General features: G+C 69.5%; 11 protein-coding genes and 1 pseudogene. 6 read left to right on the forward strand and 6 right to left on the reverse strand.

Annotation, left to right across the window (positions count from 1 at the left end; translation table 11 throughout):
- The first annotated feature begins 62 nt into the window (after positions 1 to 62).
- The 5 genes from CCN29_RS07465 to CCN29_RS07485 are packed head-to-tail and all read left to right on the forward strand — an operon-like array spanning position 63 to position 9,366.
- Positions 63 to 2,078, forward strand: a complete 2,016-nt coding sequence (locus CCN29_RS07465) for an ATP-binding protein (RefSeq protein WP_107481677.1) — start codon at positions 63 to 65, stop codon at positions 2,076 to 2,078.
- Positions 2,069 to 3,454 (forward strand): hypothetical protein, encoded by a 1,386-nt coding sequence (locus CCN29_RS07470; protein WP_086680650.1) that lies wholly within the window; start codon positions 2,069 to 2,071, stop codon positions 3,452 to 3,454. Before CCN29_RS07465 ends, CCN29_RS07470 begins: the two co-directional genes overlap by 10 nt.
- A 4-nt stretch (positions 3,455 to 3,458) precedes the next feature.
- Positions 3,459 to 4,364, forward strand: coding sequence for a hypothetical protein (locus CCN29_RS07475; RefSeq protein ID WP_143661293.1), 906 nt, complete (start codon positions 3,459 to 3,461; stop codon positions 4,362 to 4,364).
- Between the two features lie 2 nt (positions 4,365 to 4,366).
- Positions 4,367 to 7,516, forward strand: a complete 3,150-nt coding sequence (locus CCN29_RS07480) for a hypothetical protein (protein WP_086680654.1) — start codon at positions 4,367 to 4,369, stop codon at positions 7,514 to 7,516.
- A complete protein-coding gene (locus tag CCN29_RS07485; protein ID WP_364204482.1) occupies positions 7,513 to 9,366 on the forward strand; it encodes an HNH endonuclease signature motif containing protein in 1,854 nt (617 codons plus the stop codon). Before CCN29_RS07480 ends, CCN29_RS07485 begins: the two co-directional genes overlap by 4 nt.
- A gap of 152 nt (positions 9,367 to 9,518) precedes the next feature.
- Here CCN29_RS07485 and CCN29_RS07490 read toward each other — a convergent pair whose 3' ends face one another.
- The 4 genes and pseudogenes from CCN29_RS07490 to CCN29_RS07505 form a co-directional block, all read right to left on the reverse strand.
- The gene (locus tag CCN29_RS07490; RefSeq protein WP_086680657.1) at positions 9,519 to 9,893 is read right to left on the reverse strand and encodes a hypothetical protein; all 375 of its coding nucleotides are present in this window, start codon (positions 9,891 to 9,893) and stop codon (positions 9,519 to 9,521) included.
- Positions 9,894 to 9,983: 90 nt separating this feature from the next.
- Positions 9,984 to 10,226: pseudogene (locus CCN29_RS07495) on the reverse strand (4-hydroxy-2-oxovalerate aldolase); the annotation flags it as partial.
- 14 nt (positions 10,227 to 10,240) lie between these two features.
- A complete protein-coding gene (locus CCN29_RS07500; RefSeq protein WP_086680659.1) occupies positions 10,241 to 11,110 on the reverse strand; it encodes an acetaldehyde dehydrogenase (acetylating) in 870 nt (289 codons plus the stop codon).
- A gap of 69 nt (positions 11,111 to 11,179) precedes the next feature.
- Positions 11,180 to 11,971, reverse strand: a complete 792-nt coding sequence (locus tag CCN29_RS07505; RefSeq protein WP_442538266.1) for a 2-keto-4-pentenoate hydratase — start codon at positions 11,969 to 11,971, stop codon at positions 11,180 to 11,182.
- A 184-nt stretch (positions 11,972 to 12,155) separates the two neighbouring features.
- On the opposite strand from CCN29_RS07505, the gene CCN29_RS07510 reads away from it, so the two are divergent.
- Positions 12,156 to 13,529: an NsdA family TPR-like regulatory protein gene (locus CCN29_RS07510; protein ID WP_086680667.1), complete on the forward strand. Its 1,374-nt coding sequence runs from the start codon at positions 12,156 to 12,158 to the stop codon at positions 13,527 to 13,529.
- Position 13,530: 1 nt separating this feature from the next.
- Here the strand turns inward: CCN29_RS07510 and CCN29_RS07515 are convergent, their stop codons facing one another.
- Positions 13,531 to 14,271: an NUDIX hydrolase gene (locus tag CCN29_RS07515; RefSeq protein WP_442538267.1), complete on the reverse strand. Its 741-nt coding sequence runs from the start codon at positions 14,269 to 14,271 to the stop codon at positions 13,531 to 13,533.
- Between the two features lie 457 nt (positions 14,272 to 14,728).
- Entirely contained in the window at positions 14,729 to 15,208 is a 480-nt protein-coding gene (locus CCN29_RS07520; protein WP_442538268.1) for a hypothetical protein, read from the reverse strand.
- Positions 15,209 to 15,370: the final 162 nt, after the last annotated feature.

Below are 15,370 nucleotides of genomic sequence, written 5' to 3' on the forward strand. Positions count from 1 at the left end.
CCCCACCTTTCAGTGTCTTTAGACGCCGGCCGGCCACTGCGTCACGGCTGCACCGCCGGGCCATGGAACTCGCCGGTCGGATCGGCGAAACACTGGGCGCCAACCACGATGCATACGGCTTTCTCACCGCCCTCGCCACCCGTGCCATGCCGGAAGCCGCCCAGCATGAACAGCCGGCCGGGACGCAGGTGGGCAGGGAGGCCTGGCTGGACGCCGACGTGGAAGAGGATGCGCAGGACCAACCCATCGAGAGATTGGCACGCGGGTTGGGCCTCACCCCCGCCGAGATCGACGTGTTGCTCCTCGCCGGGCTCGCGAACGAGCACGAGGGCCTGTCCAGTGTGCTGCGCGACCTGCACCCGGCCCGGGTACCGGCGGCAACGACCGGGCTCGCGGCAGCCCTCGCAGAGTCGGGCGCGCTCCCCGGCGCGCCAGCGGACCCAGTCGCCGCCCGGATCTGGCTGCGAAGGCTGCTACAGGGCGGCCCGCTGGCCGCCTCCGGTGCGGTGTACCCGCAGGGTGACAGCCCGTTCTGGGACCGCACTCTCGGGCTCGCCGAGGGACTGTGGGACGCCCTGCACGGCGCACCACTGTGGCCCGCCGACGCCCGCCGGACCGACCCGGCCCTGATCGGGGTCGCCCCGCCCGCGCTGCGCGCCGAGGACCCAGCAGTAGCCGCAGTGCTCCGTGCCGTGGGCCGCGGCATCCCGGCCACCGCGAGCCTCCGCTCCAAAGACCCAGCTGACGCTGCGCTGCGCATGGCCGCTCTGCTCACCGCCACCGGCCGCGACCCGGCCGTCCTCGACGTCCCCGTACTGGACCGTCCCGCCGCCCGCGCAGTCGCCCTGGCGGCACTGGCACACGGGGTCACACCGGTCCTCGTCGCGCATGAACTGCCAGACGGCGCAGCCGCGCTCGACGACGTCCCGGCCCCGGCTGTACTCGCGCCTCCACCCGGCGCCGTCCTTGGCTCCACACGACGGACGCTGCTGACCGTGGACGTGCCGCCGTCCACGCGCGCCGCGCACCGCGAGCTGTGGCGCAGGCTCACCCCCGAACTGTCCGACGCTGCCGACACGGTGCCGTATACACTTGGGTCGGCGGCCGCACAGGAGTTGGCCCGGAACGCCACCGACGCTGCTCAGGTCCGCGGTGAACCTCTCGGGCCAGCCGACCTGCGCTCCGCGCTCGGCGCCCGGGATGCCGACCGCACCCCGCACGGCGTCGTACGGCTGCGCCCCACCGCTGGCTGGGACGGGCTCGTCCTTCCGCCCGACCGTGTAGCCCAATTGCATGAGGCCGTCACCCAGGTCCGCCAGCAGCATGTGGTGTTGGACCAATGGGGATTCCTGCACGGACGGCCGGGACGGCGCGGCGTCCGGCTGCTCTTCTGCGGCCCGCCCGGCACCGGCAAGACACTTGCCGCCGAGGTGCTCGCAGGCGAGATGGGTCGCGATCTCCTCATCGTCGACCTGTCCCAGATCGTCTCGAAGTGGATCGGGGAGACGGAGAAGAACCTGGGGGAGGCGTTCGACGCCGCGGAACGTGGAGACGCCGTTCTCCTCTTCGACGAAGCGGATGCGCTATTCGGGCGCCGTACGGAGGTCAGTGACGCCCGCGACCGCTACGCCAACCTGGAGACCGCCTATCTGCTCTCCCGCCTCGCGTGCTTCGACGGCTTGGCCGTGCTCACCACCAATCTGCGCCAGAACATCGACCAGGCATTCGCCCGCCGCCTGGAGTTCATCGTGCCGTTCGACCTCCCGAACGAGGACGAGCGCGGAGCCCTGTGGCGCCGTCATATTCCGTCCGGAGCGCCGCTCGACTCCCGCGTCGATGCCGACCAGCTTGCCGCGCTCTACCCACTGTCCGGAGCCCTGATCCGCAATGCCGCAGTGGCCGCGGCATACCTCGCCGCGGATGCGAACACTGCCATTGGCCCGGAGCATCTCGCCGTCGCGATCCGCCGGGAGTACGCCAAAGCCGGCCGGGCGTACCCGGGTGATCTATCCGGTGCTACCGAACCAGCACCTCACCGAGTCAACATTCACACAGTCAAGGAGTCGCCGTGTCCGTGACGACACCCCTTACTCAGCTCGCCGACGACGACTTCACGCAGGCGACAGACGCCCTCAAGGGTAGGACGGATCAGTTGGCCGCTAGCGACATCGAGCTCGCTCTGCCTGATAAAGACGCCAAGACCGTGACAACCGCCCTCGCTGATCTGAAGGCCAAGAAGGCCCTCGCTGCTCTGGAGACCAAAGAAGCCGGAATTCGCCGTGAGCTCGCCCTCGCGTTGCTGCCGGCCGACGCCGCCGGATTGGCCGGGGAGCTGGAGGCCACGCTAATTGAGCGTCAATATGCGGTCGCTGAGGCGGCTCGAGCCGCTGACGCCCTCGGTGCCGAGGAGCGCAAGCGTGCCGCGTTTGCCGCAGCAGTGGACGCCGCCCGACAGACACTGGCCACCGCCGCAGCCGCGAAGGACAAGGCACACGAGGACGCGGACCGCATCGATGCCTGGACGAGTGCAGCCCGGTCGCAGCCGGTGACGGACGCGCTCAGCAGTGCGAGGCAGGCTTTGACAGCATCCCCCTACATCGATGCACGTCAACGGCTTGTCACTCTGCTCGGTCGTGAACTCGTCGAGCAGCTCATCATCCGCGCAGCCGAAGCCGACCACCGCGATGCTGCGGTCGCCGGTCGGTTGGACCGGGCCCGTCAGGCCCGATGGCGCTCGCTGGCTGATCGAGGAGATCCTTCCGGTGTCCTGCGGAGCACCCGACAGGCCTACAGCACCGCTGTCACGGCACTGCGGGCCGTCGCAGAGGGGGCACCCGTCCGGTTCGACCGGGCGATGCGCGGGCTGGCCACCGTCATGGACGGTGAAGACCCGACGCAGGTCGAGCAGGATCGGATGGACAGTCTGCGCGATGGTGAGAAGGGCGCCAAAGCCGCGGTGGCCAAAGAGAAGGCAGTGTGGGACGCCTACGAAAAGCTGCGGAAGGCTGAGGCCGACCTTGACGACGCAGTGCTGGCCAGGATCCCCATGGAGCCCGCTGTCGACCACGAGTCCTCACAGGATGTGGCCGACAAGCATGCGGCGGTAGTCGCCGCCCAGCAGGGGCTGAAGACAGCGCAGGGGGAGCTCGCCGAAGTCCAGAACGCGCTCGATACCTGGGAGGCGGCGATCCCGGATGTGGTGATGAATCAGGTTTTTGCCTTCCTCGCTGCCGACGCCACGTTGCGTGAGCTGGGAGACACACACGTGGACCATCTGCTCAAGGCGGTCTCGAGGACTCGCGACAGACTCGTCACCGCACTGCGGGCCGCAGCGAAGACCGCTGCCGTATCTGACCGGCTGACCGCTGAAGTCACCGCCCGGGCCGGGGATGCCGATGCCTGGCGGGCGGTCGCCGCAGCCCGCCGAGCTGCACTCGTGCGCGGGGAGGCGTGAGCCGATGCACGACGAGCGCAGCGCCACTCTCCCGGCCTCCGACCCGTTCACTTCCCTCGCTGCCCACTTCGGGATGCTGCTCGGTGTCTCCGACCTGGAAGCAGTGGTCGGTCACTCCTGGGCGAAGATGCGCCTGCACAACGCTTGGCTGCACGGCGGAGGCGTCGTCTGGGGATTCGGGATCAGCGTCGATGGCCCGAGCCGCGAGGTGCGAGTCACTCCTGGACTGGCCCTGGACGAACTCGGCCGCGAACTTTATCTGCCGGTGCTCAGCTGTCTCGACCTCGCCAAGTGGCTAGACGAGCAGAAGGAAAAGGCGGAGAACCGTGAGATTCTCGACGGCCTCGTCGACGCCCATGTCGTGGCCCGGTTCCGCGCCTGTCTGGCCCGGCCGGTGCCCGCCTTGACCTCCCCGTGCGATGGTGCAGGTGCTGAGACCGCGTACTCCCGGCTGCGGGAGACAGCCGAACTCTTCCTGGTCCCCGGCCGGTCCACCAGGGCTGGCCGCTACCTGCGGCTTCGCCGACTCTTCGGTCTGCCGGGCACCGGCGTTGCCTCGAAGGACAAGGCGATCAGTCAGGAGGTGGACCCGCTCCGGGCCAAGGTCACGTCCGCACCCGAGACCGACCGGCCCGGTATGTGGCTGGACGCGGTGCGCCACTGCGCCGCGCTGGACAGCGTGGACCGCCGCCCCGCAGGCCTGGACGACGGGGACGGTTCCGGCCTGCTGCCAGGCAGCGGCGACGCCGACGTCGTCCTGGGCGATCTGCACGACCTCCGCCTGGTCACCGTGAAGGGCACCACCACCGCCGAGGGCAAGGTCGACGTAGCCACCCGAACGTCCCACGTAGACACCGCGACTCTGCTTGAGCTGGCCTCCGCCGGCACGATCTCCCACGGAGGTGCCTGACCATGACGGACCTGCTGCCCGGTGTTCCGGGCCCGGTCGTGCTAGCCCACCACGTGGACGGCTATGTGGTGATCCCCGTCCCGAGCCCGCTCACGCGCCTCAATTTTTTCGACGGCCGTTTGCTGCACGGAACCGACCTCACCCGGGAACAGAAAGCCGAACGTGAACTGCTGTTCGCGCTCGGCCGTACCGGCGGCCCAGGTGTGGCCCACGGGCTCGATGTCGCGCTCTCCGGCGAGAGCGTGACCGTCTCCTCAGGACTGGCGGTCGACCCCGGCGGCCGGATGCTGCTGCTCCCCGACCCCGTGACGGCGACGGTCGACGCCCTGCTCGATGCCACCCAAGGCGTGACCCCGAGTCCAGCGCCCGCCCCGCCCGCCGTAGCCGCGTTCGCCCCATGCGAAACTAACGCGTCGGCCGCGGCGGCCAATACGGTCGGGGGCACCGCCCTCTACCTGCTCACCATCGCGTGGGCCGAAGGGCTGTGCGGCAACGCCGAGGTGTACGGAGCGCCCTGCGAGCAGGCCTGCGTGACGAGCACCGCGCGCCCGTACCGGATCGACGGAATTGTGCTGCGGCTGCGGCCGCTCACCCTGACCCGTCCGCTTCCGGCCTCCGCCGCGTTGCTGCTGGAGCAGAAGCACCTGCGGTCGCGCGTCGCCGCGGCCTACTTCGCCGACGAGCGGGCCGCTGCGGGCCCGCCGATGTCCGCCGCCTTCCTTGCCTCGGAGACCTGGTGCCGGGGCGCAGTCGGCCCGGCCGGGAGCGAGGTGCCTCTGGCGGTCCTGGGGCGGTCCGGGCGCACCACAGAGTTCGCTGACGTCTGGACCGTACGGCGGGAGTTGATGGAAACCCCGGCGCGCGCTTACAGCGACAGCCAGTTGTCGATGCGCTCGCGCAGCGTCTTCGCAGCCCAGATCGCGCAGTTTCAGTGCCAGCTCGCCGGACTGTCGGCCGCCGGGCTGCCGAATTCGCCCGCTGGGCGAATTCTGATCGACGCAGGGATGGTCGAGCTGCCGCCCGCGGGCTATCTGCCGGTCGATCCGGCTGGCGACCTCATCCAGCAGGTCAGCTCGCTATTGGGTCCCGGGGTCGATCTGCGCTTCGTGCCCGTCCCGACCGACCAGGTGCCGCACGAGGTCGAAGAGGTCCAACACCGGGACCGAATCTCTCTGCTCGCCGGCATCGACGACCCGTCGGCGCGGCCGGACGTCGACATCCTGGTGCCCGACGGCCAACTGGCGGCTGTACGGCCGGTGGCCAGCCGCGGATACGTAGCCCGGATGCTGCTCACCCGAGGCGGCAGACGATCGGTCCAATACGACGGCGTCGCGCGGTTCCCGACCCGGCACGCTCCGGGGTTCACGCTGGCTACGGCCGGTTTATGTACAGTCTCCACCAACTCGGACGGCGTGGACTTCGTCGACACCCTGGCCGAGGCCGTCTCGGTCCAGCACCCCACAGGCGTTACCGTCCCTCCCCACACCCTAAGAAGACTGGGAATGGACCACCTCCGCCGCCTCTCCGACGACGCTGGACGGTTCGCTGCCCAGGCTGGCGGGCAACCGCAGGTCTTCTCCGCCGACTTCGACGAGGAGGAGGGCAGACCGATTGCCGTCCGAGGAGTGATCTCCTGCGACCACGACCTCTGGCGGCTGCAACCTGCAGAGACCGCGCTCGCAACCGCGCAACTCGACCTCTACGCCCCCTACCAGGTCCCACCGAATGGTGAGGAGGGAAGGGGCCCGGCGGCCGCCCTGTTCGAGCTGTTCGGGCGGGTCGAAGTCTCCGGATCCGCACCCGATACCGGAGCCACCACCCGAAGGTACCGGTTTACGGGCCAGCTCGGTGTCGGTCGTGGCGACCGGCCTGGCCCCGCACGATCCGTACAGTTCACCGTCACCGCGACGCTTAGCGAGCAGCCCGACGGACGGCTCTTCGAGATCCGCTTCGGGCCTCGCGACAAGCCGATTACGCTGGAGCTCAGGAATGACGGGTCCGTGCTGTGGGCAGCTCCTGACGATGTTCTTACCGCTCAGTTCACCCCCAACCCGCGCGTCCTCGACCTGGACAACCCGCTAAGACAGCTGGCCGAAATGTCGTTGGGCCTGCTCCGCGGCGCCCGGACCGCAGAGCCCGAGTTCTACCACCGGGCCCGCGCAAGCCTGTTCGGAGCATCCGGCACCCAGGACGGCACAACGATCCTCACTTCGCTTTGGGACTGGGTGGCCTTCCGGCGTCGCTGCGTCTATCCGCCGCCTCCGGCCGCGGCGTCGGAAACCGGTAGCGTGGTTGTCTGGGTGGCCGCCGCAGTCAGCCGCGGCCAGGCCGCTGAGTGGGCAATGGACCTGCACCGAGGCAACGCCGACGAACTCCCCTGGAAACGCGTGCGGGTCGCTCTGTTCGACGCCGGCACACCGCATCTGCGGACCGCCCCGGGCGAGCTACGCGGAAGCTACGCCAGCACTGGGGCCCCCAAGGCGATTTACCACGTTGGGTTCGGCACCGCCGCACCCCCGTCGGCAGGCAAGGGCCGAGCCGCCGCGATCGCAGCGGCACTCACGCCCGCTGCGGTCCTGGAGCAGGAGGCCGACATCGCCCAGGTCGCGACTGCGCCAGTTGACCTACTCGAACTGGACTCCGACGGCAGTGTCTTCCTCATCGCATATCCGCCCGTGCCGGCAAGGCAAAGCGTCCTTCAGGTAGCCGGACTGGACAGCAAGGGCGTCCCGAATCGAAAATTCGAGGAAGCCATCCGCAACCGGAATCTCGATGCGGTCGACAGCATGACCACAAGGATCGGTGCGGTCCGGACCACCGACGGGAGCCTCGACCAGGAATCCTTTGATACGACCCTGCGCCGCACCGACGACGCCGTCCAGAAGCGCTTCGTTGCGGCCTTCACGCCAGCGCTGTGGATCGACCCGCACTGGGCGGACTCCGATCCGGAGGCAGCACGTGAACTCACCGCGGTGGCAATAGAGTTCGCTTCCCGTGTCAGTGGCCAGACCGTTCCGCGACCGCTGTCGCTCGGCGGCCGCGTCGAGCACGTTCCGCTCGCTAACAGCGAGCGACAGGCATTGTTGATCCTCCACTACGTCGTCCCTCCCGGATGCTTCCCCTTCCGTCGTCCCCGTCGGATGAGCGCGTGAGCGCCGACTCCGACGCCGAACGCCGAACCGACTCCGCAGCGCCTCCGGCACGCACCCGGCCGGTGCCGGACGCCTCCGCCCGTGAGGCATCCGGCACCGCGGCCACCCCAGAGGACCCGGCCGGGCGCACCGCGCTCGGGCAGCTTGCCGTGCAGGCGAGGAGCGTCGGGCCATCGGGAGGCACCAGTACAGTCGCCGGCATTCGCACAGCTTCAAGCATTGCCCAGGAGGACGTGCAGAAGGCGCTGCAATCCGGTCGGCAGGAAGAACCGCTCAGCGCACAGGTCGCGGCCGGGAAGTTCAGGAAGGCACTGGAGTACCTCAACGGCCGCTCGATGGACGGCATGCTCGACGACATCGAGAAGCTCGGCTTCGCCGGCGCCAGTTACCTGCTGAGTAATCTGGGTGCGGCCGCCTGGCTCGGTCCGTACGCCCTGGCCCGGCTCGAAGCTGGCATCCGCGCCGTCGGCATCCGACAGACCGGCAGCACGGGAGAGCTGTTGACGCCGCTGCTGGACGCGGTGACCCGCTCCGGCGTCCGCCAGCACTCGGACCAGTTCGACGCGATCCGCCGCAAGGTGCCACCGCCGACCGGCGGGTGGATCGCGCTCATCCAGCGGCACCTGGCGATGGCTGAGTACGGCGAGTTCTTCGCTCTCACTGCGGCCGACAGTGCCTTCCGCGTCCTGGACTTCGTCACCGACACAGAACTGAACAGTGCGCTGCGCGGCCTGACGGAAAAGCAGCTGCGGTTGCTGATCGTCAGCAACAAGATGGCGGACCGGTATGAGGGCGAGCGTATCCGGCGCGCGCTCGACGCCACGTGGCGGGCACGCTTCCCACTGGTTGAGCCGCCGTGGCCCAAGACGGTTACCGCTGCAGGGATGAATGTCGCGGACATGTCCGCGATGGACAAGTTGGCCGAGGCGATCCGCCGATCGGAGAAGTACGGCGGTGACGAGATCAAGGGCAAGGTCGCGGAGCTGCTGACTCCGCAGGCACTGGCCATGATGGTCGGTACGACAATCCTCTTCGCCGTCCTGGAGGCGAGCACGGCGGGCGCGGCTGGCGTCGTTCTGATCGCGTTGTCCGCCGTCATGGTCGGTCCCGAGGTGTATCAGATCGTCGGGGACATCAACGGCTTCGTCAGCACGGCGGTCAGCGCGCAGGACGAGGTCGCGCTCGACCTAGCCGGACAGTATTTCGCCAAGGCGGCGGTGGCGATCAGCATCGACATCCTCGTGGCGGTCTTGCTACACAAGCCGACCAAAGCGATCACGCCGAAGATCCAGGCTAGGGCACGTGCCGCGGGTGAGTTCCTGAAGAGCAGGGTGTCACCGCCCGGGCAACCTTCAGGTGAGCTGATCCCGGCGCTGACCATGGCCGCAGAGGGACCGCGATTCGTCCAGGCTCCACCGGAACGGCTGACCCCGATGGAGACCCGGGGCGGCGGCCCCGGGGCAGGCGCCGGCCGTGCCCAGGCCGTTCTGGAACAGAACTTGCGTAGGCCCGCGACCTCTGCCGAGGTCTCGGATTATCTGTACTTCGAGAAACGCTACAACAGGGAACGGGCACTGCTGCCGGACGCTCCGTTCGAAGGATTCGAGGAGTACATCTACGACGCCCGTTGCGACGTGAACATCGGTCTCCTACGAGGCAGTCGCGCTGCAGACTTCGCTGCGGCGAACAGGCTGGCCGGTCTCCGCGAGACCCCCAAGGGATGGACCTGGCATCACCACCCCGACCTGGGTCGCATGATCCTCATCCCCACCGAGCTGCACCGACAGTACGGTCACTGGGGCGGGGTCAGCATCTGGCAGCGCATTACAGAGAAGCCATACCGTGACTGACCGGCAGCGGAGGGCGCGCACACCGCGAAGGTGCTGCACAAAGAGCTGCTAAGGGTTGTCCCGTAACTGTGGGATGGCCACAGGCTCGTCGTGTTCGGGTTCCTCCTGCTCGGGATACACGAAGCGCCCGTCACCTGGTCAGCGTCCGGTGATCAGGAGTCGGCGAGGATCTCAGCCTTCAGCCGGTCGTACTCCTCGACAGCAGCAGGCATGTCGTCGAAGTAGTCCTCCCAGAAGCCGGGGCGCTGCCATGCGCGCGGCGCCAAGGTCAGCCGGCCTTCCTCCAGCTCAGCCACCCAGCATCTCGGCATCCGATCGCTGACCACCGTGAACATTGCGGCGTCCCACAGGCTCGGGGTGTCCCGATACTCCGTGGTGCCGAGCCGATCGGGGATGCGGAGCAGCACTTGGTCCGGCTTCGTGAGTACCTCCAGCACGGGGTACTCCGTGCCGATACGGATGCCGGGGTGATCGTTCTCGACCTCGCCGGTCACCGGGCTGATGATGTGCGTGCAGCGGACGATCATGCATGCAGCCTAAGGGCTGTAGGGACGCCTGTTCCCAGGTGAAATGATCACCTCGTCGCGGATGGGCGTCTTCATGGCCCCCGGCTGGGGGGACTCGCGGACGGTGGTGAGCATCGTGGCGTCATCCAGCCGGGCACGGCCGATCTGGAGGCTGGAGGCTCCCAGACCGTTGCCGTGGCCGACCTCCACCACCGGCACTTCGGCGGCGTTCGCGACGGTGGCGTAGGCGCGGAGCTGGTCGGCGTCGAGCTGGTGGCCGACGGCGTGGTGGCCGTCGCGCAGGGTCGGGTCGTGCAGCAGGATCCGGGGCCGCGGGTGCGGGGGTGCGGTCATGGGCGTGTTCCCCTTCATCGGGAGGCGGCGGCCGTCTGTTCGGCGAGCAGGACGGCGGCGGCGTTGATGATGTCGACGCTTTCGGCGTGGCGGGGCAGGCGGCCGCCGCAGGCGGTCACCTCCACCGCGACCGAAATCCGGCCCGGGTCGACGACGAGCGAGGTCACCTTGAATCCGGGCGTGTAGGCGCGCACGGCGTGGGCGGCGGCCGCGATGCTCGTGCGGACCGGGGCGGGGCGGATGCTGTCCGCGAGGACGGTCATGGCCACCCGGAATGGCGGCGCGGGCCGGGCGGGGCTGAGGTTGACCATCACCTTTGCGTCCTGGGCGCCGGTGAAGGCCCGGATCGCGGCCGCGGTGGTGGTGATGTACTGGTCGAGGTTCAGGCGGGTGGCCCGGCCGGCGCTCGCGCTCGCCCCGGTGGAGACCACCTCGATGTAGGTGGGGGAGCAGCGCTGGGAGATGGCGTGCAGGAGCGGGATGGCCGCCTGCCCGCCGCAGCTGACGAGGTTCAGGTGCCGGTGGTCTGCCGGCCGGTGGTTGGTGACGCCCGGGACGATGACCGTGCCGAGGTCCGTGGGGGTCAGGTCGATCAGAGTGGTACCGGTCGGCTGCAGCGCCGCCCAGTGTTCGGCGTGGTTGTCGGCGTTGCTGGCGTCGAAGACCACATCGAAGGGGCCTGCTTCCACCACGGCGCGGATGCCGCCGGCGGTGGTCGGATGGCCCATGCCGGCCGCCCGGTGCAGGCCCAGGCTGTCCCGGTCACGGCCTGCCACCAGGGCCAGTTCCAGCGTCGACGACCGGCGGATCTTGTCGGCGAGGTCGAGACCGATCAGGCCCGCGCCGAGTACGGCGACGCGCAGACGCTGTGCATCAGCGGCCATCGGACGCTCCTTCGTGCAAGAAGAGGGCTGGTTGAAAGGTGCGGAGACGGCGGAACGCCGTGCATGGGGCTAACGCAGGTGCAGCTCGACCGGCGGCAGACGGGGCGACTGGGCGCGGACCGTGCTCCGAGAATCCAGCGGGAGGCTGGCGTGCACGGCCCCGGCCAGGACCAGCTGTCCGGCACGCAGCCTGTCGCCACAGCGGTGCAGCCGCCCGGCGAGCCAGGCCAGAGCGTGGAGCGGGTGGCCGAGGACGGCTCGGCCTTCCCCGGTGGCGACGGCGATGCCGTCGACGTTGACGACCAACTGCTCGGCGGCCAGGTCCATGTCCGCGCTGAACGGCACCATGGGCCCGGTGACGACCCGGGCGCAGGACGCGTTGTCGGCGATGCTGTCCGCGATCGTGAGGCGCCAGCCGGCGAACCGGGTGTCGATCACCTCCAGGGCGAGGAACACCTCCTTCACCGCCGCCCGCGCCTCCTCGAAGCCCACGTTCTCGCCCGTCAGGTCGCAGCCGAGCCGGAAGGCGATCTCGGCTTCGACCCGCGGCTGCATCAGCGCGCACCGGGCCACGGTGCTGCCGGTGGGCAGCACCATGTGGTCCAGCAGGACGCCCGAGTCCGGCTCGTCGACGCCCATCTGCTCCTGCATGGCCCGAGAGGTCACTCCGGCCTTGTGGCCGACGACGCGGGCGCCGCCCGCGACCTGCCGGGCCACCGCCGCCGCCTGCACTCGGTAGTCCATCGCCAGCGACAGATCCGGCCGCTGAACGGTCAGAGCTTCGATCGAAATCCGTTCCCGCTCCGCCGCCAGCAGAGCCGACGCTGCGGCGTCGATCCAACGGTCGTCCTGCTCATCCAAAACGATCCCTCCTCCAGGCATGGGGCATCACATGCGGTGCACGGGCGTGGGCGCGGGAGCAGATCCACGGCGGCACTTCGGCCACCGATCTCGGGCCTGATGAACAGTCAACCGACGGTCCGCACACAGCGGTACGGTGAGGAGCAGACCAAGCGGTATATCGGGTATATCGGGGCAGGTGCTCATGACCCCACGGACACCGAACACCCAGCTCAGCGCCCTCGTTGCTGAATCCGGGCTGACCTACGAGGCGCTGGCCAAGACAGTCCGCGCCGTCGCCGCCGAATGCGGCGACCGCTTACGCACGAACAAGTCCAACGTCGAGCACTGGCTCAGCGGATCCGTCCCCCGCGGCGACACGCCCCGCTACCTCGCAGTCGCCCTCTCCCGGCGCCTGGGCCGCCTGCTGACCCTCGCCGACCTCGGCCTGCCCTGCCCGGCAGAGGCAGACAGTGACACCATCGGACTGTCCCTCGGGAACGACCCGCTGGATGCCCTGCTGCCGATGTGGAGGTACGAGTTGGACCGCCGCCGCTTCCTGTCGGCCTCCGCCTACTCCGTGGCCGCCGCCGCCCTGCCTCTCAGCCACGTCCAGGACATCGCCGCACGCACCGCGGCTGCCCGCACCGGCCACACCGTCGGCATGACCGAAGTCGCCGCCGTCCGCGACATGATCCACGCCTTCTCCGAGATGGACGAACGCCACGGCGGCCACCACGGCCGTAGCGCCCTGGTCACCTACCTCCGCGACGACGTCGCCCTGCTGTGCCGGGCCCGTTTCCGCAGCGACGACGTCCGCCGGCAGATGCTTTCCGCCGCCAGCCGCGGCGTGCACCTGCTGGGCTGGAAAAGCTACGACGCAGGCCAACAAGGTCTCGCCCAGCGCTACTACCTCCAGTCCTACGCCCTGGCCACCGAATCCGGCCTGCGCGGGCACGACGGATTCGTGATGCGCACGATGGCCATGCAAGGCCTCAAACTCCACCGCCCCGAACACTGCCTGGGCCTGGCCGAGACCGGCCTGAACAGAGCCAAAGGCCGGGTGGACGCGCAGACCGAAGCCCTCTTCCGCGTCGTTTACGCCCACACCCTGGCCAAGAGCGGAAAGCACCGCGCGGCACTCGCCGAGGCTGACCACGCCCGCACCCTGCTGACTGGTGCCCCCGGCGACGAGATGCCGTTCTGGGCCCTGTCCTGGGGCCCGCCAGCCGCGTCGGTGTACTCGCGCACCGCCAAGGTCCACGAGACCGTGGGGGACCACCGCTCCGCCGCCGAGCAATACGCGCTGGCCGCCACCGCGCGCCCGGCAGACACCTACGCGCGGATCGTCGCCCTGGATCTGGTCGCGGAGGCGGAGATGCACCTCAAGCGCGGCAGCATCGAGCAGGCGTGCCTCACGTGGCTCAAGGCCATCGATCACATGGGCGGTGTCCGCTCCGCCCGCACCCGCAAGGCGGTTGCCCGCATGCGCAGCGACCTCAGGAGGTTCAGGGCCCGGGGCCTGCGGTGCGTGGTCGAGCTCGACGAACGAGGACGGGATTTCCTCGCCGGCGCATGACTCAGCGCTGTTCGAAGAAGCGGCGGACGATCGGCGCCAGATAATCCGCGTGCGGGCCGTCCAGACCGGCCAGTTCGTCCGGCGAGCCCAACAGCACGATGGCGTCGAGTTCGCTGTCGCGGCCCTGACTGCGCTCAGCTGTCGCAGCAGCGCTGAAGTGAGCGCGCAGCGTCACCTCAGGAAGGGCCGGGGCCAGATAGGTCAATCCGACACTGCCGTTCTCACCTCGAGTGACAACCCACAGCTCAAGATCCTCCGCGGCCGCGGCGACTCCCAGCTCCTCGCCCAACTCGCGTGCGGCCTGGCCGGCCAGTGCCGCCTCGTCCAGCACTGCCCCGTCCTGGGGAGGCTCCACAGAACCACCTGGTAGCTGCCAGCGGCCCGGCGCGGCCGTCGAGGGCGACATCCTCACCACCAGCACGCGGCCATCGTCTGTCGGCTGAACCACGTTCACGAACAGCGAGGGCAGTGCGGTAGCGCCGGAAACGCGACGCAGGGCGTAGTGCCGGTAGGTCACACGCACCCACGAAAGGCGCAGGACGCCTGGGCCAGCCCGCTCCAGCTCCCCGCACGCCACCACAGGCCCGTCAAAAAGAGCGGGGTTGGCCTTGACCGCCCTGTCCCACACCCGGTCGCGGGCCGCGGCGTCCTGGGGCGACAGCGGCGGCTCCGCAGCTTCGGTGAGCAGAAGCCGTTCAACGTCGAAGAGGTCAACGCCCCCGGGGGGCAGTGTCCAGGCCACCGGCCCATCCTAGGTCCCGGCCCTGCCAGCCCTGCGCCCATCGGAGCCGCTCAGACCGATCTGCAGCGTCGTCGGGGGCGTTACGGGCGACCGGCCGGCCGGGGGTCCTGTGGTCCCTTTGTGATCAGTTAGGCGGCTCTGCACTGGGGAAGCTGAGTGGTGGCACGTGCCGGGACTCCTGCGGGGGCGTGTCACCGCAGGTCAGTCCAACGCTGGCGCTTCTGCGTTCACTGCGGTGGGCCATGGCAGGTTCCTCCGGGCCTTCGTGTAGCCAGCACCGCCGAAGAGGCCCCGACACGGTCGACCTGACCGGCACCGTCCATATCGACTTCGAAGCTCGGCGCTCCCTGTTGGCTGCCTTGCCGCGACGACGGAGAGGCCCCACCGCCAAGCAGTCCGCAAGAGGCCAGGTTCCACGCTCTCCTCTCTGGCGCAATGCCGGTGCGCACAGTCCGGCCTACAGGAGGTCCACCTCGACGTCGACGTAGCCGAACTGGCGAGCCATGTACACCAGCGCCTCCCGCAGCAGGCGCTGGCGCTCTGCGCGGACCATGGCGGGCGCCGTGGTGATGGTGACGGCCATCCGCGACCTGGAGCCGCCGTTGGTGGGGCCGAGCGGCGTCAGGTCGACGTGCGTGTCCAGGTCCGGCAGGACGCCGTTGTCGGCGGGCTGTTCGCACGTCATCCGCAGTTCGGTGGTGGGCGGTGCGGCCCACGACAGCCAGGCCGGGTCGCCGATGGCATCGGGCAGCAGTTCGGCGGCCGTCTCCCACAAGGCGAGCAGCACGGCCTGGACCTCGTCGAGGCCAAGCTGCGTGTCCCAGCCGGGACCGAGGAGCGCGGCCCACGCCTCCGGATTCTCGATCAGGACGTCCGCGCAAGCGACCACGGTGGACTCCATCGTGGTGGGCAGGGCGAGCATGACGGAAGCCTTCACGGCCGGCCCGCCGTCCGGCGCGGCGATTGTGCACGTGTACCCCACGGAACGGGCCGAGTTGCCAAAGGGCCCCCGTTCCCAGCGAGCAGCGGGCAACTCCGCACCCCGACGCCGGGACAGCATTGTCACCGCGCCGGCCACCGCGCTGTGCGCAAGCTGCTG

It is taken from the genome of Streptomyces pseudogriseolus (genome assembly GCA_002154585.1).
In the GTDB taxonomy this organism is placed as follows: Bacteria; Actinomycetota; Actinomycetes; order Streptomycetales; family Streptomycetaceae; genus Streptomyces; species Streptomyces pseudogriseolus.

What these genes read in the sequence shown, in the direction of transcription:
- CCN29_RS07480 (WP_086680654.1), top strand. Translation starts at nt 4,367, where the DNA reads ATGACGGACCTGCTGCCCGGTGTTCCGGGCCCGGTCGTGCTAGCCCAC.
- CCN29_RS07465 (WP_107481677.1), top strand. Translation starts at nt 63, where the DNA reads ATGGAACTCGCCGGTCGGATCGGCGAAACACTGGGCGCCAACCACGAT.
- CCN29_RS07475 (WP_143661293.1), top strand. Translation starts at nt 3,459, where the DNA reads ATGCACGACGAGCGCAGCGCCACTCTCCCGGCCTCCGACCCGTTCACT.
- CCN29_RS07490 (WP_086680657.1), bottom strand. Translation starts at nt 9,893, where the DNA reads ATGATCGTCCGCTGCACGCACATCATCAGCCCGGTGACCGGCGAGGTC.
- CCN29_RS07500 (WP_086680659.1), bottom strand. Translation starts at nt 11,110, where the DNA reads ATGGCCGCTGATGCACAGCGTCTGCGCGTCGCCGTACTCGGCGCGGGC.
- CCN29_RS07510 (WP_086680667.1), top strand. Translation starts at nt 12,156, where the DNA reads ATGACCCCACGGACACCGAACACCCAGCTCAGCGCCCTCGTTGCTGAA.